The sequence below is a fragment of the Methylobacterium aquaticum genome (assembly GCF_016804325.1).
GTDB lineage: Bacteria > Pseudomonadota > Alphaproteobacteria > Rhizobiales > Beijerinckiaceae > Methylobacterium > Methylobacterium aquaticum_C.
Map to the genome: position 1 here is coordinate 3,772,836 of NZ_CP043627.1, position 22,301 is coordinate 3,795,136.

A 22,301-nucleotide genomic window follows, 5' to 3' on the forward strand; every position below is an offset into this window, starting at 1 on the left:
GGCGCGCTCGCTTCCGCGGCCCGCCTCCGCGACTGATGCCCGCGACCGATGTCCGCGGATTGGCCGGCGCGGCGAAACTTCGCTCAGCGCCTGCCGATTCTTCGGGCAACCGGCCGTGCCGCGACGGCCTTACCCTGTGGTGCGATCGAGGGCATCGGCCCATCGGCGCCAGTGAGGGAGCCAGCGGCATCATGAGAATTCGGACCGGGTACGCGATCACCTTCGATTCCCCGGCCCCGACGCCGATGCTGCTGATGCTCAGCGTGCATCCCTCGCGGCTCGGCGATTGCGTGACCTCGCCGGCGATGCGGTTCGACCCGCCGATCCCGGCGCGCGACTATGCCGACCGCTACGGCAACACCTGCACCCGCATCGTCGCCCCGGCGGGCCGGCTGACCATCTCGGCCGATTTCGTGATCCAGGATAGCGGCTGGCCGGACGAATACGCGCCCAACGCGATGCAGCACCCGGTGCAGGACCTGCCCGACGAGGTGATGGTCTACCTCCTCGGCAGCCGCTACTGCGACACCGACAAGCTGTCGAACACCGCCTGGCAGCTCTTCGGCAACACGCCGGAGGGCTGGGCCCGGGTCCAGGCCATCGTCGACTACGTCCACAACCACATCCGCTTCGACTACCAGCGCGCCGACGCCACCCGCTCGGCCCTCGACGGCTTCAACCAGCGCGAGGGCGTCTGCCGCGACTTCGCGCATCTCGCCGTCACGTTCTGCCGCTGCATGAACATCCCGGCGCGCTACTGCACCGGCTATCTCGGCGATATCGGCGTGCCGGCGGTGCCCGATCCGATGGATTTCTCGGCCTGGTTCGAGGTCTATCTCGGTGGGCGCTGGTACACGTTCGACGCCCGCCACAACAAGCCGCGGATCGGCCGGATCGTGATGGCGCGGGGACGCGACGCCACCGACGTGGCGATCTCGACCAATTTCGGCCCCTCGGTGCTCGCCGGCTTCCAGGTCCATACCGACGAGGTGGCGTGAACGCGGCGTCTTGATCCCTCGGATGCGACGCGATCGGTCAACGGGGCGTGAACCCTCCCCACGTTCCCCGAGGCTCGGTAATCCGACGTCGCCGAAAGCGTCGCTTTAACCGGGAACCACTGCGACGGGACAGCATTGTACAGCAAAGGTAACTGCTGAGGTAAGGCTCCGGCCATGAAGATCTTCGCTACCGCCCTGGCGGGCGCCCTGAGCATGTGTGTTCTTGCCTCCGCGCCGGCCAAGGCGGCGCCCTACGACCCCTTCGACGCCAATCCCGGCGAGGATTACTACGCCAGCCAGCCCTACGGCGCGCCGGGCACCCGGACGCAGGGCTATTACGGCCAGGGACAGGCCGCCGGCAGCACCGACCAGGCGCAGGTCGCCCCGATCCCGCGCGAGCTGGTGCCGTTCAACGGTGCCTACACCCCGGGCACCATCGTGGTCTCGACCGCCGAGCGCCGGCTCTACCTCGTGCTCGGCGACGGCATGGCGCTTCGCTACGGCGTCGGCGTCGGCCGTCCGGGCTTCACCTGGTCGGGCACGAAGACGATCACCGCCAAGCGCGAATGGCCGTCCTGGACGCCCCCGAAGGAGATGCTGGCCCGCCGCCCCGACCTGCCGCGCTACATGGCCGGCGGCATCGACAACCCGCTCGGCGCCCGCGCGATGTATATCGGCGGCACCCTCTACCGCATCCATGGCTCGAACGAGCCCGACACGATCGGCCAGGCCGTGTCCTCCGGCTGCATCCGCATGACCAACGACGACGTCACCGACCTGTATTCGCGGGTCAAGGTCGGCGCCAAGGTGGTGGTGCTGAACTGACGCCGACCGGAGCGCCGACGACGCTTCCTGGACGAGGGCCGCCGCAGGGCGGCCCTTTCCTTTTGTCGGACGGCGCTCGAAGGCCCCGTCCGTCGGCCCGGGTCAGGGTACCACGCGGCCGGGCGCCGGCGGCTGCGGCGCGCTGAAGCTCGCCAGCGGCACGTCGCAGAAGCAGCGGGCGCCGAGGGGGCGCGGGCCGGGCAGCGGGCAGGAATAGGGCTGCGCGCCGGTGAAGCCGCGCTGCACTGCATCGCAATTGTAGCCGACCGCGCGCCGCGGCGGCACGCGCTCGTACCGGTCGTAGCCGTAGCCGGGGGCGTGTCCTCCCGGTAGTACTGCGCCTGGGCCGCGCCGGTCATGACCGCGACCAACAGGACGGCCGACGACAGGCCGGCGCGAACGAACCCTCGCATCATTGCGTTCCTCTCTGGCGGGGAGTTACCGTACGTGACGCCGCGCGTGGGGCGCCCCGGCGCCGCATCGGTAGCCGAACCGCCCCGGCCCGGCAAATCCGCGGCGATCGTGCCGTGCGAATCGCGTCCCGGGATCGAGCCAGGGAGATCCGGCATGACCACCTCGGCCGAGTGGCAGCGTACCCTCGATGCGGTCCTCGAACTCGCCGAGGACATCGCCCGCATCTCGCCCGATTGCGCCGACCGGGCGATGCAGATCGTCCGGCTCCTGCGCGCCGTCGACCCGCCCGAACACCGGGCCGGCGCGGGCGACCTCGACGCGGACGATCTGGCGACGGACGATCTCGACGAGATGGATGTCGGCGTCGGTCCGCTCAGCCGCCGCAAGGCGTCGGACGCGGTGTGAGGGCGGTTCCGCGTCCGGCGAGATCTCGGGTGACGTTTCCCCGTGACCGCAAAGGCCGGCCGTGGCGGCGCGCGACGCGGCGGCCGACCGGACGGGGCGATCTCGACGCGACCGTCGCCGACGCGCGGATCCAGGAGGCGGGAGCCGCCTCTCCTCGCTGTCAAGCCTGGATGCCCGCGCATTCTCCGGCTATGGCGGCGCGATGCTGCTTCGTCCCTACCAGCGCGCGAGCCTCGACGCGCTCCAGGCCGATTGGGCGCGCGGGGGCCGCAACGGTCTGATCGTGCTGCCGACCGGGGCCGGCAAGAGCCTCGTCATCGCCACCCTGGTGCGGGAGACGATGGCCCGCGATCCGCAGGCCAGGATCGCCGTCGTCACCCATACCCGCGAGCTGATCGCCCAGAACCACGCCGAGCTCATGGCGCTCTGGCCCGGGGCGCCGGCCGGCATCGTCTCGGCCGGGCTCGGGCGGCGGGAGGAGACGAAGGCGATCCTGTTCTGCGGCATCCAGTCGGTCTGGAACCGGGTCGAGGCGACCGGCGGCTTCGACCTGGTGATCGTCGACGAGGCGCACCTGATCCCCCGCGATGCCGACACCCGCTACGGCCGCTTCCTCGACGCGGTGCGGGCGCGCTCGCCCGAGATGCGCCTCGTCGGGCTGACCGCCACGCCCTACCGCCTCGACAGCGGGCGCCTCGACGAGGGAAAGGGCCGCGTCTTCGATGCCATCGTCTACGAGGCGCAGGTCGGCGACCTGATCCGCGAGGGCTACCTCGCGCTCCTGGTCTCGAAGGCCACCGCCACGATCCTCGACGTCAGCGGGGTCCCCCTGCGGGCCGGCGACTACGTGCCGGGAGCCCTCGAAGCGGCGGTGAACCGCGACGTCATCACCCGGGCGGCGGTGGCCGAGATGGTCGCCTACGGCGCCGAGCGCCGGGCCTGGCTCGCCTTCTGCGCCGGGGTCAAGCACGCCGACGCGGTGCGCGACGCGATCCGGGCCGAGGGCTTTTCCTGCGAGTCGATCTCCGGCGAGACGGGGAAGCGCGAGCGCGACCGCATCGTGCGCGAGTTCCGGGCCGGGCGCCTGCGCTGCCTCACCTCGGTCGGGGTGCTGGCGACGGGCTTCAACGTGCCGGAGGTCGACCTGATCGCACTCCTGCGCCCGACCCAGAGCACCGGCCTCTACGTGCAGCAGGTCGGCCGGGGCCTGCGCCTCGCGAAGGGCAAGACCGACGCCCTGGTGCTCGATTATGCCGGCCTGGTGCGCCGGCACGGGCCGATCGACGTGCTCTCGGCCAATGCGGTGGCCCGCGCCCGGCTGCTGGGCGATACCGGGGGGCCCCGGGCCAAGCCATGCCCGGGCTGCGGCGCGCTGATCGCGCTCAATGCCAGCACCTGCGAGGGCTGCTGGGTCGAGCCCGAGGACGAGGACGAGGCCGAGCTGCCGCACGAGGCGGTGGCCGACGACGAGACCGCCGTGCTCTCCGCCGGCACCGTCGCGGTGGTGCGTGAGGCCCATGCGCGCTGGTGGCCGGTCGCCGGCTGGCGCTTCCGGCGCGAGACCCGCGCCCGCGGGCCCGATCTCCTGGTAGTGGCGCTGGAGGGCGACGAGGATGCGATGATCGTGCATCTCGATCTCGAGGCCTCGGGATTCGCCCGCGAGAAGGCGGTGCAATGGTGGCGGCGCCTGGGCGGCGAGATGCCCCCGCCCCTCGACGTCGCCGAGGCCCTGGCGCGCTGCGACGAGCTCGCCCGGCCGGAGGCGGTCCGGGTGGTGCCGACCGGCCGATTGTCGGAGACCGTCGATTACCGCCTCGCCGACGGGGCGACCTGGACCGACACCCGACGCGTGGCCTGAGGGATCAACCGGCGGCGATCAGGCGGGCGATCTCCGCCTCGGCCACGGACTTCTCGGCGGCGACATCGGCGGCGAGGGTTCGGACCGCCTCGAGGTCGCCGCCCTGGCAGGCGGTCTCGAGGGCGGCACAGAGGCGCGACAGCCGGGTGAAGCCGATCAGCCCCGAGGAGGCGATCACCCCATGGGCCGCGGCGCCCAGAGCCGCCGGCTCTCCCCGCACCGACCAGTCCCGCAGCTGAGCCTGGAAGCGGCCGAGCAGCACCGGCATCGCCTCGTCGCCGACCGCCTGGCGCAGGTCGGCATAGGTCGCGGCGTCGAGTGAGGGGGGCGTCGTCGCCATGGCGTCCGGCTCCTGTAGCGCCGCGTGAAGTCGCGCGCGTCGGCTCTCGGAGCGCGATGCTACAGGATATGGGGCGGTCGCGATGCTCGGCCATCAGGCCGATCCCTTCAGGATCGAGGGGGATCCTCGACGGATCGGGGCCGATCCCTTCAGGATCGGGGCCGATCCCGGATCGCCGCCGTGGTCGCGACTTCAGGCCGACCGCGCCACCGAGGTTCCGATCTCCGCCGACCGGGCGGCCTCCGCCTCCCGGGCATAGGTGCGCGCCCGCAGGATGGCCTCGGAGGGCAACTGCTCGACGACGTACCCGTCCGGGCCGATGACCTGGAACACGATCTGCTGGCTGTCGGCGTCGCGCCGGTAATGGGCCCGGTCGGCCTGGGCCTCGAGGCCCTCCGTCGGCGCGGCGGTGCCGCGGGCGACCGCCTTGCGGGCGTCGGGGCTCAGGTCGAAGGTCACCGCCGGGTCGAGGGGCGGCTCGACGGGTCCCCGGGCCGCGGGAGGAGGAGGGGCGATCCGCATCACGGGTTCGATCGCGGCCGGCGGAGGGGCCGCGGCAAGGCTGCTGGTCTCGAACACTGCGAAGTCCTTTCGGGCGTACTGGTCCCGATCAGTTAGCCGCGACGAGCCCTACCCGGATGTTAACGACGGAGAGGAGCTTAAAGACTGCATTAAATCGACGTTTCGCCGTCTTAAACAATTTTATGGAATGGACGACCGGCACGGCGCGGGATCCGGGGAAGCAGGGCCGCTTCGATAGACCAGCGTCCCTGCGGGCGCCGTCGCGCCCGGACGGACGAGGCGAGGTCGTATTCATCGAGGACCGGTCGGATCGATCCGATCCAACCGGCCCGGCGGGCTCACCCGGTGATCCGGGCGCCCGACCATCTGTGACCCCCGTCCACGATCCGGACGGCGGGGAGGGGAAACGCCGCTACGCCGGCACCTTTCCGCCCAGCTCGTCCTCGATATGCGCCCGCACGATCGCGTCGAAGTCGGGCTCGGCCTTGAACCCGAGCTCCAGCGCCCGCCGGGTGTCGAAGGTGCGGGGCCAGCCGGCGACGATGCGCTCGATCGTCGGATCGGGCTCGCGGCGGATGCGGGCGACGGCGGAATCACCCGCGGCGCGGCGCAGGGCCTCGATCTGCTCGGCGACGGTGGCGCCGACGCCCGGCATGGTCAGGTTGCGGCGGTCGCCGAGCCGCTTGGTGTCGATCGTCGCGGCGTGGATCAGGAAGCCGACCGCCGAGCGCGGCGAGGCGTGCCAGTGGCGGACCTGGTCGGAGACCGGCAGCACGGCGTCCTGGCCGGCGAGCGGCTCGCGGATGATGCCGGAGAAGAAGCCCGAGGCCGCCTTGTTGGGCTTGCCCGGCCGCACGCAGATGGTGGGCAGCCGAATGCCGACGCCGTCGAAGATGCCCCGGCGCGAGTAATCGGAGAGCAGCAGCTCGCCGATCGCCTTCTGGGTGCCGTAGCTGGTGAGCGGCGCCGTCAGGTACTCGTCGGGGATGGGCTCGGGCATCGGCGCGCCGAAGACGGCCACCGACGAGGTGAAGACGAAGCGGGGCTTGTAGCCCTCGCCGATCGCCCGCACCGCGTCGTAGAGGCGGCGGGTGCCGTCGAGGTTGATCCGGTAGCCCTTGTCGAAATCGGCCTCGGCCTCGCCGGACACGATGGCGGCGAGGTGGAAGATCACGTCGGGCCGGCCGGCGACCAGGCGCTCGGCCTCGCCGGGATCGGAGAAGTCGGAGGCCGAGAGCGAGACCGGGATCTTGGTGCCGGCCGGCGCCTCGGGCGGCACCACGTCGTGCAGGGTCAGGCGGGAGATGGTCTCGCCGCCCAAGCTGCCGTCCTTGACCAGCCGGTCGAGGAGCTTGCGGCCGACCATGCCGGCGGCGCCGAGAATGAGGACATGCATCGAAGCGTTTCCCTTCAGAGCCTGTTTGACTTGCGGAAATTTAGCTGCAACGACCTTTTCCATCCCTCTCGCGACCTCATCCTGAGGTGCGACTGAAAGGAGCCTCGAAGGAGGGCTCCAGAAGTCTTCGCGATCCCTGGAGCCCTCCTTCGAGGTCAGTCGATTTTCAATCGGCTGACACCTCAGGATGAGGTCGTGTGTGGGAGTAAGTGCTTGAGTCGATCAAACAGGCTCTCAGAGCGTGAAGCCGCCATCGGCGACGTGGCACTGGCCGGTGGTGAAGCGGGACTCGTCCGAGGCGAGATAGACGGCGAGCGCGCCCATCTCCTCCGTCGTGCCGAGCCGGCCCATCGGCTGGCGGTCGATGAAGGCCTGGCGGGCCTCGTCGACCGAGGTCTTGTTCATCGAGGCGAGGGCGGCGATGCGCTCGTCGAGGGAGGGCGACTGGATCGTGCCGGGGCAGATCGCGTTCGCCCGCACGCCGCTGCGGATGTAGTCCCGCGCCACCGCCTTGGTGAGGCCCACCACCGCCGCCTTCGAGGCGCCGTAGACGTAGCGGTTCGGCGCGGTGGCGTCGGCGCCGACCGCCGAGGCGATGTTGACGATCGAGCCGTTGCCGCGCTCCAGCATCCCCGGCAGGAAGGCCCGGATGGTGCGGTGCATCGAGCGCACGTTGAGGTCGAAGGCCAGCTCCCACTCGGCGTCGGTGCAATCGAGGATGGTGCCGTGATGGACGAAGCCGGCGGCGTTCACCAGCACGTCGACCGGGCCCGCCCCCTTCGCGAACTCGGCCACCGCCGCGTCCGAGCGCACGTCGAGGGAGGCGGCCTGCGCGCCCTTCAAGCCCTCGAGCTTCCCCGCGTCGAGGTCGGTCGCCAGCACCTCGGCGCCCTCGGCCAGGAAGGCCGCCGCGATGGCGCGTCCGATCCCCTGGCCCGCCGCCGTCACGACCGCGCGCTTGCCCGTCAGCCGTCCCGCCATGTGTATCCTCCCGTCGTGTCGCGCCCCGCTCGGCGGCGGGGCTTGGTCGTGAAACCGTGTCGCCGTCAGGCGAGGGTCTTGTGCATCTCGCCGTCAGGCGAGGGTCTTGTGCATGTGGACCAGACGCCGATCGGCCAGGTCCTCGACCCGGTCGGTGGCGTAGCCCCGCCGTGCGTACCAGTCGATGTTCCGCACGAGCTTGTCCCCCGTGTAGAGCCGGAGGTCTGACAGGTCGAGGTCCCGCGCACGCGCCTCGGCCGCCGCCAGGAGGGCATTGCCGAGGCCGCTGCCCTGATGCGAAGGAGCGACCGCGACGCTCCAGATCGTCAGGTGATCGGGATGCGGATCGAGCACCAGGGCGCCGGCGGGTGCCTCGCCCCGGTCGCAGAGCCAGACCTCGTAGCGCGCCAGCACCTCGGCGGCGGGCGTGAGGAGCGGCACCGGCTCGACGCCGAGGATCGGGCGGTTCGGCGCGTAGGCCGCCTCCTGCAAGGCCGCGAGGGCGCCTTCGTCGGCCGTGGTCGCCCGGCGCAAGGCGGTGCCGGGAATCGCCGCGGCGGTCAGCGCGCCGAGGCGCAAGGACTGGCCGCCCGCGAGGTTTGCCGGATCGAGCCAGCGGTCGAAGCCCTGGCGGATCTGCGGCCACTCGGAATCGAGCATCGAGAACCAGGCCGTGTCGCGGTTGCGGCCCTTCACGATCATGCCCTGGCGAAACAGCCCCTCGTCGGAGAAGCCGAGGCGCCGCGCCGCGCTCCGGGAGGGGGCGTTGAGGGCGTTGCACTTCCACTCGTAGCGGCGATAGCCGAGATCGAACACGTACCCGGCCAGCAGCCGCATGGCCTCGGTGGCGCCGGGTTTGCGCTGCAAGGCCGGGGTGTAGAGGATGTTGCCGACCTCGATCACCCGGTTCGCCCGGTCGATCCGCATCAGCGCGGCGTGGCCGACGGCCTTGCCGCTCCCGGCGTCGAGGATGGCGTAGAACAGGGGATCGGCGGAGGCTTCGCACCCCGCGAGATAGGCCTGGAAGCTCGCGCGGTCGTCGAACGGGCCGGCGGCCATGTATTGCCACAGGGCTTCCCGGCCGGGCCCGACCGCGCCCTCGGCGAGGTCGGCGCCGTGCGCCGCCGCATCGAGCGGCACGATCGTGACGTGGCGCCCGTCGAGGCGACGTCTTTCGGGTCCGGGCGCCGGGCCGGTCGTGGCGACGGGGTGGCCGATCGGCAGGCCGGTGACGGGATCGCGATCGGGATTCATGCGCCGCCCCGCTCCTTCAGGTCCCGGTTCTTCAGGTCTTGGCGGAAGAAGCCGTTGATCTCGGAAAAGCCGACCGAGCCGTCGAAGCCGCCGAAGCTGCCCTCGTCGTGGATGCGCCGGGCGGCGCGGATGAAGCCGGTCCAGGCCGCCCGCGCCAGGGACGAGCCGACGCTGATCCGGCGCACGCCCAGGCCTTCGAGATCCGCGACCTTGAGGCCCGGATTGGTGCTCATCAGGATGTTGACCGGCACCGGCGCCAGGGCTTCCACCAGGGTGCGGATCTCCTCGCGCCGCTTCGGGCCGGGGGCGTAGACCACGTCAGCCCCGGCCTCGGCATAGGCCTGGAGCCGGCGGATCGCCTCGGGCAACGGCTCGGGATGGCCGGTGAGGTAGCATTCGGCCCGGCCGGTCAGCACCACGCCGGTGCCGGAGGCGTCGATCGCGGCCCGCGCGGCACGGATGCGCTCGGCGCCCTCCCGGATGTCGTAGAGCGGCCGGGCCGGGTCACCGGTGGCATCCTCGATCGACAGGCCGGCGATTCCGGTGGCGATGCAGGCCGCGACGTTGCGGGCGACGCCCTCGGGATCGTGGGCGTAGCCGGATTCGAAATCGGCGTTCACCGGCAGGTCGGTGGCGGCGGCGATCTCGGCGATGTGGGCCAGCATCGCGTCGAGGGGCACCGCCCAGTCGGTATCCGGCAGGGCGCGGGTGAAGGCGAAGCCCGAGCTGGTGGTGGCGAGCGCCGGGAACCCCATCGCCGCGAGGTAGCGAGCGGTGCCGATGTCCCAAGGGTTCGGCATCACGAAGCAGCCGCCCTCGTGGAGCCGCCGGAAGGCGGCGCGGGCTGCGGCGGGGTCGGTCATCGGAAGCGTCTCGCGGGAATCGGGGGCGCCAGCCTTTCATAGGGCGCCGCCCGCTGTAAACCGCGCGCCCGGTTTCTCGGGCGGTGTTCTCGAGCGGTGTTCTCGGGCGCTGGTCTCAGGCGGCGCGCACCGAGGCGATGAACGCCGCGACCTCGGCCCCGAGCCGGTCGGATTGCTGCGCCAGCGCGGAGGCCGAGGCCAGGACCTCGGCGGCGGCGGTACCGGCCTCCTCGGAATCCTGGGCGACGCCGGAGATGGTGCGCGTCACCTCGCCGGTGCCGGTCGAGGCCTCGGCGACGTTGCGGGCGATCTCGCGCATCGCCTCGCCCTGTTGCGCGACCGCGGTGGCGATCGCGGCGGCGCCCCCGTCGATCTCGCGGATGCGGGCGGTGACGGTGCCGATCGCCGCGACGGCGCGGGCCGTGGCGGCCTGGATCTGCCCGATCTGGCCGCCGACCTCCTCGGTGGCCCGGGCGGTCTGGCTCGCCAGTTGCTTCACTTCCGCCGCCACGACCGCGAAGCCGCGTCCCGCCTCGCCGGCCCGGGCCGCCTCGATCGTCGCATTGAGGGCGAGAAGGTTGGTCTGCCCGGCGATGGTCGAGATCAACTGCACCACGTCGCCGATCCGGCGGGCGGCGCCGTCGAGGGCCTGGACGAAGGCGCCGGCCTCGTCGGTCTCGGCCACGGCCCGCCGCGCGAGGTCGGCGGAATCCCGCACCTGCCGGCCGATCGCCGCCACGGTGGCGCCGACCTGCCCGGCCGCCGCCGAGACCGCTTCGACGTTCCGCGCCGTCTCCTCGGCCGCCGCCGCCACGGTGGCGGAGCGCTCGGCCGTGCCGGCGGCGATGCCGCTCATGCCGCGGGCGGTCTCCTGGAGGGCGCCGGCCGAGGCCGAGACCGTGGCGGCCACCACGCCCACCGCCTGCTCGAACCGGTCAGCCATGTCGCGGAACGCCGCCCGCCGCTCCGCCTCGCTGCTGGCGCGCCGGGCCGCCTGGTCGGCGACGAGGGCCGCATTCTCGACCATGGTGGCGTGGAACACCGCGAAGGCCCGGCCGATGGCGCCGATCTCGTCCTTGCGTTCGGAGAGCCGGCGCCGGGAGGCTGGCACGGCGACGGCGAGGTCGCCGCCGGCGACCCGCCCCATCGCGGCCGCGAGATGCGTCAGCGGGCGGGAGATGCGCTCGCCGACCCACCAGGACAGGCCGGCGGCGCACAGGACGACGAGGCCGATGCAGCCGAGGATCATCCGGCCCGTCCAGTCCCGGGAGGCCGTCACCGCCGCCTGCGCCCGGGCGCGCTCCTCCTCGGCGGCCCGCGCCACCGCGGCGATGCGGGGCGCGAGGCGCGCATGAATCGTCGCGAGGTCGTCCGCCTCCTCCTTCAGGCTGCCGGCGCCGACGAGATAGGCCATGAAGCCGTCGCGGTAGCGCCCGACGAGGCCGCCGATCTCCGCCTTCTCGTCCGCGCCCAGGCCTGTGCGCCCCAGGGCCTCCTCGAACTCCGCCGCCCGCGCCCGCAGGGCGTCGCCATAGGCCTCGTCGCCCCGCAGCATGAAGTCCTTCTCGTGCCGGCGCATGGTCAGCATCAGCACGGCGAGGCGGGGATCGTCGATCCGGGCGAGGCGGGCCTCGACGTCGTGGATCGCCGCGCGCAGCCGCCCCTGCAGCCCGTCCTTCTCGGTGAAGCCGAGGGTGGCTTGCGCGGCCGCGACGTTCTGGAAGCGCGTGGCATAGATGTTGAGGCCGGCCCGCAGCGCCTCCGCCGCCTTGAGCGGCGCATCGCCCGGCAGGGGGGCGACCCGCCGCTCGATCTCCTCCAGGGTCTCGCCCGCCTTCGTCAGCAGGGCCTGGCGCTCAGCGATCAGCGTGTGCCGCCGGTGCAGCAGGAAATCGGTCTCGATCTGGTGCGCCTTGAGCAGGCTGTCGGAGACCACCGTGATCAGGCTTGCCAGTTCGGCGGCCCGGTCGGCGCTCGCCTGCTTCCTCTCCTGCGTCCAGGAACCCCACCCGAAGACGATGCCCAACAGAAGGACGCCACCGATACCGAGGGCCGCGATCTGTGCGCGCAGACCAGGGCTGGGGAAGCTGAGCTTCATTGGACGACCCACCGGAAGGACGGGCCATGACGTTAGCCGGACACCAGTTAAGATCCGGTACGGGTGGAAACGTTGCGTGACATAACGGCTATCTGACGCAAAAGACTAACAGTCTTTCGCGTACAAGACTGGAGTATCGATCATCGGGCAGCGACGGCGCCCCCTCGGCCTGCCTTCAGGGGCGGGCCCGTCACCGATCGGCGGACAGCATCCGCGCCAGATCCTCAGACAGGCCGACACTCTCGGTCGGCGGCAGGGCCGGCCGGGCGCCCGCGAGACCCGCCGTTGCGATCACCGCCCGCGCCCCGGCCTCGACCGAGCAGATCACCGGCACGGCGACCTGCGGCTGGACCCGTTCGGCGAGGCCGGCGAGGGCCGCGCCGCCGAGCACCACCACGTCGGCCCCGTCGATCTCGGCGCAGTCGCGGCAGGCGGCCGCCAGGCGGCCGAGCGCGGCGTCGGGATCGCGGGCGATCTCGCCGCCGGTGGGGGCCACGGTGCGGATGCCGGCGAGGCGCTCGGTCAGGCCGAGCATCGCCACGAACTCGGTCAGCATCGGCTTCCACAGGACGCCGCCGGTGACGATGCCGATGCGGCGCCCCCGGGTGCAGGCGAGGTGCAAGGCGCCTTCGGCCATGCCGACGACCGGCACCGGCGAGACTTCCTTGAGGGCGAGCAAGCCGGGATCGCCGAAGCAGGCGAGATAGACCGCGTCGCAGCCGGCGACGTTCGCCGCCAGGGCATCGAGGGCGGCATGGCCGGCGATGGCCGCGGCGGCGCGGCTCGCGATGTAGCGGGCGCCGAAGCGGCCGGTCACCGGCACGATCTCGGCCGGGATCAGGCGCCGATGAAGCACCTGCCGGACGTGGGCGGCCGCCTGCTCGGTGACGGCGGCCGTGGTGTTGGGATTGATGAGCAGGATGCGCACGGTCAGGTCTCCCCGCAGGTGTCCCGGCGCATCCCGCCTATCACGCGGCTACTTCTCGACGAAGGCCTTCTCGATGACGTAGTGGCCGGCCTCGCCGTGGTTGCCCTCGACGTAGCCGGCGCCGGCGAGCAGGTCGCGGGTGTCGCGGATCATGTCGGGGCTGCCGCAGAGCATGAAGCGGTCGGCCTCCTTCGTCATCGTCGGCAGGCCGATGTCGGAGAAGAGCTTGCCCGAGGTCATCAGGTCGGTGATGCGGCCGCGGTTGCGGAACGGCTCGCGGGTCACGGTCGGGTAGTAGATCAGCTGGTCGCGGACCATCTCGCCGATCAGCTCGTGCTGCGGCAGCGTCTCGGTGATCGTCTCGCCGTAGGCGAGCTCCTGGACCTGGCGGCAGCCATGGACCAGGATCACCTTCTCGAAGCGCTCGTAGGTCTCGGGATCCTTGATGATCGCCAGGAACGGCGCGAGGCCGGTGCCGGTGCCGAGCAGGTAGAGGTTGCGGCCGGGCATCAGGTTGTCGAGCACCAGGGTGCCGGTGGCCTTGCGGCTGACCACGATCGGGTCGCCGACCTTGAGGTGCTGCAGCTTCGAGGTGAGCGGGCCGTTAGCCACCTTGATGGAGAAGAACTCCAGCTCGTCCTCGTAGTTGGCGCTGACCACGCTGTAGGCGCGAAGCAGCGGCTTGGCGCCCTCGCCCTTGAGGCCGATCATGGTGAACTCGCCGTTGCGGAAGCGGAACGACGGGTCGCGGGTGGTGCGGAAGCTGAAGAGCGAGTCCGTCCAGTGATGGACGGACAGGACGCGCTCCTCGTTGAAGTTGCTCATCGTGCCAGGAATCCTGAAAGGCGCTCGACGGGTCGCGAGGTTGTCGGTTTGGGATGCTCATCTCGCAGGTGCGGCATCGCCGTCAAGGCGTCGGCGCACAAGCGAGGTCTGCGTGGCCGTCAAGCCGCAGGGAAAACCGGCTGTTCTTCGGAATGCTTCCAACACGCGACCCGATGACGTGGAGACCGGTCCGCCGCAGAAAATGCGGCAAAACCAGAGACCTGAAGCACTCCCCGGTTGCAGCGCGATCGTGACGTGCCCCAGGGCGCGGGCGCCCGGCACCGGCGAGCGGAGGGCTCCTCCTGTGACCGACGCTCCTATATGGGTCTCCTGTGCAAGGACGGCACCCCGCGGCCGGTGCCGGTGGGTCCACGACCAGGATCACCGGCTCGACCGGACGGCGGCCTGGATGCGGCCGGGGTGACGTATCTCCGCACCGGCCCGTCCCGGGCCGATTCATTCCGGGCCGATGTCCTCGCCGGTTCGACCGGCGGATGGAGCCCCCTAGAGCACTTCACGATCGCGCTGCAATCGCGAAGCTCTCCAGGCCTTTGATTTTGCCGCATTTCTGCGACGAACCGGTATCCACTTCGTCGGAAAATGCTCGAGCGGAGTTCGACGTGACCGTGACCTTCTGCTTCACCCCCGCGCACCGGGGCCTCGCCCCCCACCCTGCTCGTCCCCCGCAGATGAGAGAGGACTTCGCCGGAATCCGCGCCGCGATGGTCCGGCCAGGTCCCGCCCCCGGCCCGCGGAAGGCGCACTGACCGCGATGGCGATCGGCCCGACCTCGCCCGCCGCCGAAGCCTTTCTGGCGGCCCTCGCCGATCCGGCCTGCCGGCCGGTGGCGGCGCAGGCCGCCGCGCTCGTGGTGGCCCATCCGGACGACGAGTGCATCGGCTGCGGCGCGCAGCTGCCGCGCCTTGCCGGCCTGACCGTGATCCACGTCACCGACGGGGCGCCCCGCGACGGGCGCGACGCCGCGCGCCGCGGATTCTCGGATCCCGAAGCCTACGCGGCCGCCCGCGCCCGGGAGCTCGATGCCGCCTTGAGCCTCGCCGGCATCCCGCCCGAGCGGCGCATCACGCTCGGGTATCCCGACGGGGGTGTGGCGGAGCGCATCGCGTCGCTCGCCCGGCACCTGGCCGAGGTCTTCGTCGCGCGCGGCATCACGGTGGCGCTGACTCATGCCTGCGAGGGCGGCCATCCGGACCACGACGCGGTGGCGCTCGCGCTTCGCGGCGCCCGGCGCCTGCTCGGTCCCGAGCGCCTCGTGGTGATCGAGATGCCGTTCTACCATGCCGGGCCGGAGGGGTTCGACGCCGACCTGTGGGCCACCGACTTTCTGGCCGCCGATCCGCCGCGGCGGGCGATCGCGCTCCATCTCGACCCCGAGGATTGCGCCTTCAAGGCCGCCCTGTTCGCCGCCCATGCGAGCCAGGCCGCGACCCTGAACCAAGTCCCGATCGCCCTTGAGCGCTTCCGCGAGGCACCGGACGGCCCGTTCGGAATCCTGCCGAACGGCGGGCGCCTGCTCTACGGGAAATCGGGCCTCGACGGGACGCGGTTCCAGGCGCTCGCCGAGACGGCGGAGCGGGAGATCGCCGGTACCGGCTGACCGGCGACCGATCCGCGCCCGGCGCTGGTCAGGACGACATCGTCCGCTCCCCCTCGCCCTCCTCGCCGAAGCCGAGCTCGTCGAACACGGCCGCGGCCGCGCGGATCATCGCCTGCACGGAGGGCAGGTCGCGGATCTGCGGGCTCGCGGTGTGCTGCAGGTCGAGGATGCCGGCGGCGAGGCGCAGGGCCTGGATCTCGGCCCGGGCGGCCTGGGAGAGATGGGACTGCGACGGGGAGGAGTGGAGGGCGGGCGTCATGGTGCGGGCCTGGGCGTGGGTGGACGGGATGGGACGGGCCGCCTCGCGACGGGCGCGGGGCCGGAGCGGACGGGATGCGGGAAGCGTCACGACCAATGCTCCCCCGGCACTTGAACGGACGGCTGGCCTGACGGCGGATAGGTGCGGCCGACATGCCAGAGCGCGAGCCGGATCAGGTCGAGGGCGACCGGATCCCCGCACTCCGCGGCGCTCCGGTAGGCCTCGATCAGGTGCTCGGCCAGGCGGTCGGCCGGCGGCTGCGGGCTCGCCGCCGGCTGCGCGAGGCGGGGCATCGGGGTGGAGAGGCGGGTGTCGCCGTAACGCGGCATCGCTGACGACCTCACGCTGACAGGCCGCGCCCGGGCCTGGCCCGGTCCGGCGGGATCGATCGACGGGGATGGGCCAGCACGGGGGCGACGAGGCCGTAGGCCGCCCGCGTCTCCTCCAGGGCCTCCTCGGTCATCGCGATGGTGACGGCGCAGAGCGAGACGCCCGTCTCGGCGACGGGCAGGCCGAGGGGCCGAGGGCGCCAGCCGATCTCCGCCATGTGGGGGATCCAGTAGGTCTCGGCGACGAAGTTCAGCTGCGGGATGCCCTGGTCGAGGCAATGCTCGATCAGGCCCGCCGCCACGATCCCGGCCACCCGCGACGGCGGCCGGTTCTCGCGAAAGCGCGGGGACACGAAGAACAGGGTGCATTCCCAGGTCCCGGGCTCGCGCGCGAAGCCGCGGATGTCGGCGAGATGGGGAAAAACCTCGCTCAGGGGAGTCGGCCGGTCGGCGGGCAGGAGCCGCGTGCCGCCCGCCACCTGCCCCTCGCCGTCGATCGCCAGCAGGTAGCGCGTGGCCTCGGTGTCGAAGCGGTCGCGTCCGGCGGCGTCGACGGCGCGCAGCGCCCGGCAGCCGCCCTCCTCGGCGGCGGCGCGCCGCAGGGCATGGTGCTGCGCCAGCGCATCGGCGTAGGTGAAGCGGCCCGGCCGGTCGACGACGTGAAGGCGGATCATGCACTGACGTCCCTTGCGTCCGGCCCCGATAAGGCCAGACGGGAACGTCGTCCGGTATCCCCGAAAACCGGTAGGTCCGGGACGAGTTTTGTGCGTAAGCGCGCTTCTAGAGTGTGATCTCGCGCAGGCGCAGGGCCTCGATCACCGTGTGGGTGATGTTGCGGGTGCCGATCTTGCTGCGGGCGTTGCGCAGGTGGGTGGCGACGGTCTCGACCGAGACGCCGAGGAGATCGGCGGTCTCCTCCCGGGTGCGCCCTTGCGCGGCGAAGGACAGGACGTCCCGCTCGCGGGCGCTCAGGAGGCGCCCACCCGGCTTGCGCCCCCGGCTCGTGGTGCGGGATGCCGCCGACCAGGCGTAGAGCCCGAGCAGGTGGATGGCGCGGCGCACCCGGGGGGTCATCTCGACCCGCTCGCCGGCGAGCGAGATTCCGCCCTGGAAGCCGTGGGCGTCGTGGATCGGCACGCAATAGCCCGCGCCCATGCCGTATTCCCGCGCCTCCTCCATCACCCGGCGGGCCCGGTGGTCGTCGTGGAGATCGTGCGGCACCTCGTTCCAGGCAAAGGGCTCGGTGGTGCGGAAGCAGTGGCGCACCACCGGGTCGTGGCGGTAATGGCCGACCCGGTCGTAATGCGACAGCCAGCCCTCGGGCCAGACGCTGAGCAGGAGGTTGGGGCCGATCCGCTCGCTCGGCTGCGGCAGCCGGGTGATGGCGAAGTAGGAAAAGCCGCAGCGGGACACGAGGTCGAAGATGGTCTTCTGCACGTCGAGCGGGTCCGACAGGCCGTCGAGACCGTCGATCAGGTCGAATGATTGACGAATGAACGCGTCGTCGGCGTCCGACATGGACCCACCCCTGAACCCCGCGCCCCCGCGCGAAGCGAACTCGTCCGCCGCGCGATCGCCGCCGGCCCGGGACCAGTATTAGAATCCCTCCAGCAAAGATCAATGCGCGCGTGCGAAACGCGCTCCGGCGCGTGCTCACTCCTCCCGCACGGTGCCGCAGCCGGCGTTGCCTCTGATCCCGTTCCGCACTATCGGAAAGCCTGAAACAAGCCCTCCGCTGCCGAAGGTCTGGCCGATGAAAGCGCGCGTCACCGTTACCCTGAAGACCGGCGTCCTCGACCCTCAGGGCAAGGCGATCGAGGGGGCGCTGCGCTCGCTCGGGATCACCGGCATCGCCGGCGTGCGCCAGGGCAAGTTCTTCGAGGTCGAGGTCGAGGCCGCCGACGAGGCCGCCGCCGAGGCCACCGTGAAGGCGGCCTGCGACCGGCTGCTCGCCAACACCGTGGTCGAGAACTACCGCGTCGAGATCGCTCGATGAAGGCCGCGATCGTCGTCTTCCCGGGCTCGAACCGCGAGCGGGACGTCGCCCGGGCCCTGCGCCTCTCCGGCGCCGAGGTGGTGAACGTCTGGCACACCGACACCGAGCTGCCCGCCGGCACCGACCTCGCGGTCCTGCCCGGCGGCTTCTCCTACGGCGATTACCTGCGCTGCGGCGCCATCGCGGGGCGCGCCCACGCCATGGACGCGGTGCGGGCCCACGCCGCCCGCGGCGGCCTGGTGCTCGGCATCTGCAACGGCTTCCAGATCCTGTGCGAATCCGGCCTTTTGCCGGGCGTGCTGATGCGCAACGTCAACCGCCGCTTCCTCTGCCACCGGCAGACCCTGCGGGTCGAGCGCACCGACACCGCCTTCACGAAGGCCTACAGCCAGCACCAGGTGATCGACGTCTGCATCGCGCATGGCGAGGGCAACTACTTCGCCGATCCCGAGACGCTGGCGCGGATCGAGGGCGAGGGAAGGGTGGCGTTCCGCTACTGCGACGAGGCCGGCCAGATCACGGTCGAGGCCAACCGCAACGGCTCGCTCAACTCCATCGCCGGCATCTATTCCGAGACCCGCAACGTGCTCGGGCTGATGCCGCACCCGGAGAATTTCGTGGAAGGCCTGGTCGGCGGCACCGACGGGCGCGGGCTGTTCGAGAGCCTGGCCAAGGCGGCCTGAGCGTTCTGTCGGGGAGCTTCTGCCTCATCCCGCCCACGACCTCATCCCGAGGTGCGACCGCAGGGAGCCTCGAAGGAGGGCTCCAGGACTCGCTGTGGTCTCTGGAGCCCTCCTTCGAGGTCAGTCGATCTTCGATCGACTGACACCTCAGGATGAGGTGGGGAGAGTGGAGTGAGTAAAGTAACGAGGCGGGCCTAAAACGGCCCGCTTTTTTTCGTCAGTGCCCCTCGAACTCGATCAGGGTGCGCACCGGCAGGTCGAGGGCGCGCAGGCGGTCGGCGCCGCCGAGTTCCGGCAGGTCGATGACGAAGCAGGCCGCCACCACCTCGGCGCCGATCCGGCGCAGGAGTTCGACCGCCGCCGTGGCGGTGCCGCCGGTGGCGATCAGGTCGTCGACGAGGATCACCCGGTCGCCGGGCTTCACCGCGTCGGAATGGATCTCCATCTCGTCGGTGCCGTATTCGAGGGCGTAGGCGATCGAGACCGTGGTGTGGGGCAGCTTGCCCTTCTTGCGGATCGGCACGAAGCCCGAGGAGAGCTGGTGGGCGATGGCGCCGCCGAGGATGAAGCCCCGCGCCTCGATGCCGGCGACCTGGTCGATCCGGCCGCCCGCGTAAGGATGCACCAGCTCGTCCACCGCGCGCCGGAAGGCGCGGGCATCGCCGAGCAGGGTGGTGATGTCGCGAAACATGATGCCGGGCTTCGGATAGTCCGGGATCGAGCGGATCGCGTCCTTGAGGGCGGACGTCGTGCGCGGGTCCATGGCGTAAGGCCTTTGTTCGAGATGTCGGCGAGGGCCCCGGGCCGGTCGGACACCGGCCCGGGGGCGGGGTCAGCCGCCGACCTTGCGCAGGATGGCGACCAGTTCGCGCTGGAGCACCTCGTTGCCGCAGGCGACCGAGCGGGCGGTCATCGGGTCGGCGCCGCCATCGGCGCTGCTGGCGAAGCCCCCGGCCTCGCGCACCAGGAGCAGGCCGGCGGCCATGTCCCAGGTCTGGAGGTCGCGCTCCCAGTAGAGGTCGGCCCGGCCGCAGGCGACCGCCGCGAGGTCGAGGGCGGCCGAGCCGGTCTGGCGCACGCCGCCGGTCACCGCCATCACGGCGGCGAGTTCCTTCAGAAGGCGCGGATGGCTGCCGCGGCCGAGATAGGGCGAGCCGTAGAGCGCCAGGCTGTCGGCGAGGTCCTGCCGGCCGGCGACCCGCAGGCGCTTGTTGTTGAGGAAGGCGCCCTTGCCGCGCTCGGCGATGTAGAGCTCGTCCTTGATCGGCTCGTAGATCACCGCGGCCACCATCGTGCCCTCGCGCTCGAGGCCGACCGAGATGCAGAAATGCGGCACGCCGTGCAGGAAGTTGGTGGTGCCGTCGAGGGGATCGACGTGCCAGGTATGGGTCTTGTCCTGGCCCTCGATGACGCCGCTCTCCTCCATGATGAGGCCGTAGCCGGGCCGCGCCTTCATCAGGGCCTCGCGCAGGGTCGCCTCGGCCTTGCGGTCGGCGGCGGTGACGAAGTCGCCCGGCCCTTTGCGCGAGACCTGGAGGTTCTCGATCTCGCCGAAGTCGCGCTTGAGCCCGCGCGCCGCCTTGCGCACGGCATCGACCATCACGGTCATCAGGGGGGAGACGATCATCGGGCGACGGCTCCCGGAATGCGGGTCGGGGTCATGGACGAAGTCCTTCGAAGGCGGGCACTGGCGCCCGCGTCGGATGAAAACGGCAAAAGCGCGCGACCGCGGCGAGGCGGGGCGCTTGGCTGATGATTGGCTCTAGAGCATCGGCACGCGGCGGGGAAACCACTTTTCGGTCGCTGCGGGGCTGGTGCGCGTCGACGGGCTCCCGCTCACGGCCCCGCCCGGTCCGCCGCCAGCCGCTCGGCCCGCGCCTTCTCCTCGGGCGTCAGACCGGACACCGCCTGGGTCAGCCAGGCATCGGAGAGCCCCTGGGCCCGGGCGGCGATGTCCCAGGCGGCGGCCTCGACGAGGTTCTTCTGCACGCCGCGGCCGCTGGCGTAGAGCCGCGCGGCCCGGTTCTGGGCCACGGCGTTGCCGCGGAAGGCGGCGTGGCGGAAGTAGCGGGCGGCGCGGGCCTCGTCCTTCGGCACGCCCTCGCCGTTGAACAGCAGGATCGAGAACTCGACCTCGCCGGCGAGATCGCCGTTATCGGCGGCGCGGCGGAACCAGCCGGCGGCCTTGGTGGTGTCCTTGGGCACGCCGCGGCCCTGGAGGTAGAGCACGCCGAGCGCGTGCTGGGCCGGGGCCAGCTCCTGGTGGGCGGCCTGGCGCAGAAGCTCGACGGCGCGGGTCAGGTCGGCCGGCACGCCGGTGCCGAGCAGGATGAGCGCGAGGTTGTAGCTCGCCGTGGCATCGGCCCGGGCCGCGGCCTTCTCCAGCAGGGCGCGGCCGGCGGACTGGTCCTTCGGCACGCCGCGGCCCTCGATCTGCATCATGCCGAGGGTGGCGGCGGCGTGGGGATCGCCGAGATTGGCGGCCAGCCGGTACCACTCGGCGGCCCGCGCGGGATCCTGGCGCACGCCGAGGCCCTGGCTGTAGAGTTCCGCCAGCAGGGTCATGGCGGGGAAATCGGTCTTGTTCTTCTCGAGCCGCTTCGTCGCCTCGCGGAACGCGGTGACGTAGAAGCCGCGCTGATAGGCGCCGTAGGCGAGGTCGGCATTCGGGTCGTTCGAGGGCGCGGGCGGCAGCGAGGCCGCCCCCGGCAGGGTCTGGCTCGATTTGGACGAGCCGAACGTGTTGGTGGTCGCGCCGAAATTCGGCGGGACGACGCCCGGCGAGGCGCCTCCCGGGATGCCGGGACCGGAGGCGGCCCCGGCCGGCCCGGCCGCGAGGCTCAAGGTCCCCAGGAGCGCGAGGGTCGCGAGGCGAGGCGAGGGTACCGAGCAGGGACCGCGCATCCTCATCCCTCCGCGCCCGCGGGGCGGTTCAGGATCGCGGCCTGGGCCTCGGCCACCGCGGCCTCGCCCCCCTCCCCGACCCAGAGCCCGGAATCGAGGCCGATGAACTCGGCCCCCGTGGCGACGAGGTCCGGCACGGCCGCGAGGTCGCGGGCGAGCGCGATGCACGGCGTCTCGAAGATCTCGACCCACCAGCTCAGCCGCGCCACGAGGTCGTCGTGGGCAAGCTTCGCCTCGTCGCCGAACAGGACGTAGTCGGCGCCGGCCTCGCCGGCCTCCATGGCGGCGTGCTTGGTGCGCAGGCGCCCGACCCCGAGGATGCGGCCGTCGCGCAGGCGCTCGCGGAGCGCGCGCAGCGGGCCGTCGCTCTCCTCGTCCTCATCCCCGTCGCCGTCGGCCTCCGCGTGGATGTCCGCCTCCGGCTGGTCCTCCGCCCCGTAATTCGCCGGCACGTGGACGCCGTCGGCGCCGCTGCGGGAGGCGACGGTGGCGAGATCGATGCCGCCGCCGCCGGCCAGCACCAGGGCGGCGCCGGCCTCCTGCACCGCGGGCGCCACCGCCTTGACGGCGTTGACCAGCGCCCGCTCGTCGCCGGGCGGCAGGCGCAGGATCACCGCGGCGACGTCGCCGGCCGCGACCGCGCGCGCCAGCCGGTCCTTCAGGTCCGGGCCGGCCTCGGGGGCGGTGAGGAGGATCAGGCGGGTCTGGGGATCGGCCATCGGGGTCTTCGAGCCTTCGGGGCGGATGGGGCACAAACGCACGGGGCGGACGGCCCGCCGGCCGCCCGCCCTGCTGCATGGTCAAT

Annotated in this window: 25 protein-coding genes; 7 read left to right on the plus strand and 18 right to left on the minus strand. The window is 71.9% G+C overall.

Annotation, left to right across the window (positions count from 1 at the left end; all coding sequences use genetic code 11):
* The first annotated feature begins 191 nt into the window (after window positions 1-191).
* Together F1D61_RS17125 and F1D61_RS17130 are read left to right on the plus strand one after the other, a co-directional pair.
* The gene (locus F1D61_RS17125; protein WP_203152891.1) at window positions 192-998 is read left to right on the plus strand and encodes a transglutaminase-like domain-containing protein; all 807 of its coding nucleotides are present in this window, start codon (window positions 192-194) and stop codon (window positions 996-998) included.
* Between the two features lie 174 nt (window positions 999-1,172).
* Window positions 1,173-1,823 (plus strand): L,D-transpeptidase, encoded by a 651-nt coding sequence (locus F1D61_RS17130; RefSeq protein WP_203152892.1) that lies wholly within the window; start codon window positions 1,173-1,175, stop codon window positions 1,821-1,823.
* Between the two features lie 102 nt (window positions 1,824-1,925).
* On the opposite strand, the gene F1D61_RS35410 is transcribed toward F1D61_RS17130, so the two are convergent.
* Window positions 1,926-2,108: a hypothetical protein gene (locus tag F1D61_RS35410; RefSeq protein ID WP_432443144.1), complete on the minus strand. Its 183-nt coding sequence runs from the start codon at window positions 2,106-2,108 to the stop codon at window positions 1,926-1,928.
* A gap of 282 nt (window positions 2,109-2,390) precedes the next feature.
* On the opposite strand from F1D61_RS35410, the gene F1D61_RS17140 reads away from it, so the two are divergent.
* Together F1D61_RS17140 and F1D61_RS17145 are read left to right on the plus strand one after the other, a co-directional pair.
* Window positions 2,391-2,642, plus strand: a complete 252-nt coding sequence (locus tag F1D61_RS17140; RefSeq protein WP_203152893.1) for a hypothetical protein — start codon at window positions 2,391-2,393, stop codon at window positions 2,640-2,642.
* Window positions 2,643-2,844: 202 nt separating this feature from the next.
* A complete protein-coding gene (locus F1D61_RS17145) occupies window positions 2,845-4,500 on the plus strand; it encodes a DEAD/DEAH box helicase (RefSeq protein ID WP_203152894.1) in 1,656 nt (551 codons plus the stop codon).
* A gap of 4 nt (window positions 4,501-4,504) precedes the next feature.
* On the opposite strand, the gene F1D61_RS17150 is transcribed toward F1D61_RS17145, so the two are convergent.
* From F1D61_RS17150 to F1D61_RS17190, 9 genes are all read right to left on the minus strand, one after another.
* Window positions 4,505-4,840 carry an Hpt domain-containing protein gene (locus F1D61_RS17150; RefSeq protein WP_203152895.1) on the minus strand — a complete coding sequence of 112 codons (336 nt, stop codon included), beginning with the start codon at window positions 4,838-4,840 and terminating at the stop codon, window positions 4,505-4,507.
* A 192-nt stretch (window positions 4,841-5,032) separates the two neighbouring features.
* A complete protein-coding gene (locus F1D61_RS17155; protein WP_203152896.1) occupies window positions 5,033-5,419 on the minus strand; it encodes a hypothetical protein in 387 nt (128 codons plus the stop codon).
* 355 nt (window positions 5,420-5,774) lie between these two features.
* Entirely contained in the window at window positions 5,775-6,758 is a 984-nt protein-coding gene (gene denD / locus F1D61_RS17160) for a D-erythronate dehydrogenase (protein WP_203152897.1), read from the minus strand.
* A 234-nt stretch (window positions 6,759-6,992) separates the two neighbouring features.
* A complete protein-coding gene (locus tag F1D61_RS17165) occupies window positions 6,993-7,739 on the minus strand; it encodes an SDR family oxidoreductase (protein ID WP_203152898.1) in 747 nt (248 codons plus the stop codon).
* A gap of 93 nt (window positions 7,740-7,832) precedes the next feature.
* Complete coding sequence (locus F1D61_RS17170) at window positions 7,833-8,993, minus strand: GNAT family N-acetyltransferase (RefSeq protein ID WP_203152899.1); 1,161 nt, start codon at window positions 8,991-8,993, stop codon at window positions 7,833-7,835.
* On the minus strand, window positions 8,990-9,856 hold the full coding sequence (locus F1D61_RS17175) for an isocitrate lyase/PEP mutase family protein (RefSeq protein WP_203152900.1): 867 nt from the start codon (window positions 9,854-9,856) through the stop codon (window positions 8,990-8,992). The genes F1D61_RS17170 and F1D61_RS17175 overlap by 4 nt, the downstream gene beginning before the upstream one ends.
* A gap of 115 nt (window positions 9,857-9,971) precedes the next feature.
* A complete protein-coding gene (locus tag F1D61_RS17180) occupies window positions 9,972-11,882 on the minus strand; it encodes a methyl-accepting chemotaxis protein (protein ID WP_203152901.1) in 1,911 nt (636 codons plus the stop codon).
* Between the two features lie 262 nt (window positions 11,883-12,144).
* Window positions 12,145-12,882, minus strand: a complete 738-nt coding sequence (locus tag F1D61_RS17185) for an aspartate/glutamate racemase family protein (protein WP_203152902.1) — start codon at window positions 12,880-12,882, stop codon at window positions 12,145-12,147.
* A gap of 48 nt (window positions 12,883-12,930) precedes the next feature.
* Window positions 12,931-13,707: a ferredoxin--NADP reductase gene (locus tag F1D61_RS17190; protein ID WP_203152903.1), complete on the minus strand. Its 777-nt coding sequence runs from the start codon at window positions 13,705-13,707 to the stop codon at window positions 12,931-12,933.
* Between the two features lie 772 nt (window positions 13,708-14,479).
* Here F1D61_RS17190 and F1D61_RS17195 point away from each other — a divergent pair.
* Entirely contained in the window at window positions 14,480-15,325 is an 846-nt protein-coding gene (locus tag F1D61_RS17195) for a PIG-L deacetylase family protein (protein ID WP_203152904.1), read from the plus strand.
* Window positions 15,326-15,353: 28 nt separating this feature from the next.
* Here the strand turns inward: F1D61_RS17195 and F1D61_RS17200 are convergent, their stop codons facing one another.
* The 4 genes from F1D61_RS17200 to F1D61_RS17215 all read right to left on the minus strand — a co-directional run bounded on the left by F1D61_RS17200 (window position 15,354) and on the right by F1D61_RS17215 (window position 17,431).
* Window positions 15,354-15,674, minus strand: a complete 321-nt coding sequence (locus tag F1D61_RS17200; RefSeq protein ID WP_203152905.1) for a hypothetical protein — start codon at window positions 15,672-15,674, stop codon at window positions 15,354-15,356.
* Window positions 15,671-15,913, minus strand: a complete 243-nt coding sequence (locus F1D61_RS17205; protein ID WP_203152906.1) for a hypothetical protein — start codon at window positions 15,911-15,913, stop codon at window positions 15,671-15,673. Before F1D61_RS17205 ends, F1D61_RS17200 begins: the two co-directional genes overlap by 4 nt.
* Window positions 15,914-15,924: 11 nt before the next feature.
* On the minus strand, window positions 15,925-16,587 hold the full coding sequence (locus F1D61_RS17210; RefSeq protein ID WP_203152907.1) for an acyl-homoserine-lactone synthase: 663 nt from the start codon (window positions 16,585-16,587) through the stop codon (window positions 15,925-15,927).
* 106 nt (window positions 16,588-16,693) lie between these two features.
* Complete coding sequence (locus F1D61_RS17215; protein WP_203152908.1) at window positions 16,694-17,431, minus strand: helix-turn-helix transcriptional regulator; 738 nt, start codon at window positions 17,429-17,431, stop codon at window positions 16,694-16,696.
* Window positions 17,432-17,666: 235 nt separating this feature from the next.
* Here F1D61_RS17215 and purS point away from each other — a divergent pair, with 235 nt between their 5' ends.
* Window positions 17,667-17,909 (plus strand): phosphoribosylformylglycinamidine synthase subunit PurS, encoded by a 243-nt coding sequence (purS, locus tag F1D61_RS17220; RefSeq protein ID WP_048449910.1) that lies wholly within the window; start codon window positions 17,667-17,669, stop codon window positions 17,907-17,909.
* A complete protein-coding gene (purQ, locus tag F1D61_RS17225; protein ID WP_203152909.1) occupies window positions 17,906-18,592 on the plus strand; it encodes a phosphoribosylformylglycinamidine synthase subunit PurQ in 687 nt (228 codons plus the stop codon). The genes purS and purQ overlap by 4 nt, the downstream gene beginning before the upstream one ends.
* A gap of 217 nt (window positions 18,593-18,809) precedes the next feature.
* On the opposite strand, the gene F1D61_RS17230 is transcribed toward purQ, so the two are convergent.
* The 4 genes from F1D61_RS17230 to F1D61_RS17245 all read right to left on the minus strand — a co-directional run bounded on the left by F1D61_RS17230 (window position 18,810) and on the right by F1D61_RS17245 (window position 22,215).
* Window positions 18,810-19,355 carry an adenine phosphoribosyltransferase gene (locus F1D61_RS17230; protein WP_058618423.1) on the minus strand — a complete coding sequence of 182 codons (546 nt, stop codon included), beginning with the start codon at window positions 19,353-19,355 and terminating at the stop codon, window positions 18,810-18,812.
* Window positions 19,356-19,424: 69 nt separating this feature from the next.
* Window positions 19,425-20,219 (minus strand): inositol monophosphatase family protein, encoded by a 795-nt coding sequence (locus F1D61_RS17235; RefSeq protein WP_203152910.1) that lies wholly within the window; start codon window positions 20,217-20,219, stop codon window positions 19,425-19,427.
* A gap of 209 nt (window positions 20,220-20,428) precedes the next feature.
* Entirely contained in the window at window positions 20,429-21,496 is a 1,068-nt protein-coding gene (locus tag F1D61_RS17240; RefSeq protein ID WP_203152911.1) for a tetratricopeptide repeat protein, read from the minus strand.
* Between the two features lie 2 nt (window positions 21,497-21,498).
* Complete coding sequence (locus F1D61_RS17245) at window positions 21,499-22,215, minus strand: thiamine phosphate synthase (RefSeq protein ID WP_203152912.1); 717 nt, start codon at window positions 22,213-22,215, stop codon at window positions 21,499-21,501.
* Between the last annotated feature and the right edge of the window lie 86 nt (window positions 22,216-22,301).

Bases quoted from the DNA above. Each gene is read 5' to 3' on its own strand.
- F1D61_RS17125 (WP_203152891.1), top strand. From the start codon at position 192: ATGAGAATTCGGACCGGGTACGCGATCACCTTCGATTCCCCGGCCCCG.
- F1D61_RS17130 (WP_203152892.1), top strand. From the start codon at position 1,173: ATGAAGATCTTCGCTACCGCCCTGGCGGGCGCCCTGAGCATGTGTGTT.
- F1D61_RS17140 (WP_203152893.1), top strand. From the start codon at position 2,391: ATGACCACCTCGGCCGAGTGGCAGCGTACCCTCGATGCGGTCCTCGAA.
- F1D61_RS17145 (WP_203152894.1), top strand. From the start codon at position 2,845: ATGCTGCTTCGTCCCTACCAGCGCGCGAGCCTCGACGCGCTCCAGGCC.
- F1D61_RS17150 (WP_203152895.1), bottom strand. From the start codon at position 4,840: ATGGCGACGACGCCCCCCTCACTCGACGCCGCGACCTATGCCGACCTG.
- denD (WP_203152897.1), bottom strand. From the start codon at position 6,758: ATGCATGTCCTCATTCTCGGCGCCGCCGGCATGGTCGGCCGCAAGCTC.
- F1D61_RS17165 (WP_203152898.1), bottom strand. From the start codon at position 7,739: ATGGCGGGACGGCTGACGGGCAAGCGCGCGGTCGTGACGGCGGCGGGC.
- F1D61_RS17170 (WP_203152899.1), bottom strand. From the start codon at position 8,993: ATGAATCCCGATCGCGATCCCGTCACCGGCCTGCCGATCGGCCACCCC.
- F1D61_RS17175 (WP_203152900.1), bottom strand. From the start codon at position 9,856: ATGACCGACCCCGCCGCAGCCCGCGCCGCCTTCCGGCGGCTCCACGAG.
- F1D61_RS17190 (WP_203152903.1), bottom strand. From the start codon at position 13,707: ATGAGCAACTTCAACGAGGAGCGCGTCCTGTCCGTCCATCACTGGACG.
- F1D61_RS17195 (WP_203152904.1), top strand. From the start codon at position 14,480: ATGGCGATCGGCCCGACCTCGCCCGCCGCCGAAGCCTTTCTGGCGGCC.
- F1D61_RS17205 (WP_203152906.1), bottom strand. From the start codon at position 15,913: ATGCCGCGTTACGGCGACACCCGCCTCTCCACCCCGATGCCCCGCCTC.
- F1D61_RS17210 (WP_203152907.1), bottom strand. From the start codon at position 16,587: ATGATCCGCCTTCACGTCGTCGACCGGCCGGGCCGCTTCACCTACGCC.
- F1D61_RS17215 (WP_203152908.1), bottom strand. From the start codon at position 17,431: ATGTCGGACGCCGACGACGCGTTCATTCGTCAATCATTCGACCTGATC.
- purS (WP_048449910.1), top strand. From the start codon at position 17,667: ATGAAAGCGCGCGTCACCGTTACCCTGAAGACCGGCGTCCTCGACCCT.
- purQ (WP_203152909.1), top strand. From the start codon at position 17,906: ATGAAGGCCGCGATCGTCGTCTTCCCGGGCTCGAACCGCGAGCGGGAC.
- F1D61_RS17230 (WP_058618423.1), bottom strand. From the start codon at position 19,355: ATGGACCCGCGCACGACGTCCGCCCTCAAGGACGCGATCCGCTCGATC.
- F1D61_RS17235 (WP_203152910.1), bottom strand. From the start codon at position 20,219: ATGATCGTCTCCCCCCTGATGACCGTGATGGTCGATGCCGTGCGCAAG.
- F1D61_RS17240 (WP_203152911.1), bottom strand. From the start codon at position 21,496: ATGCGCGGTCCCTGCTCGGTACCCTCGCCTCGCCTCGCGACCCTCGCG.
- F1D61_RS17245 (WP_203152912.1), bottom strand. From the start codon at position 22,215: ATGGCCGATCCCCAGACCCGCCTGATCCTCCTCACCGCCCCCGAGGCC.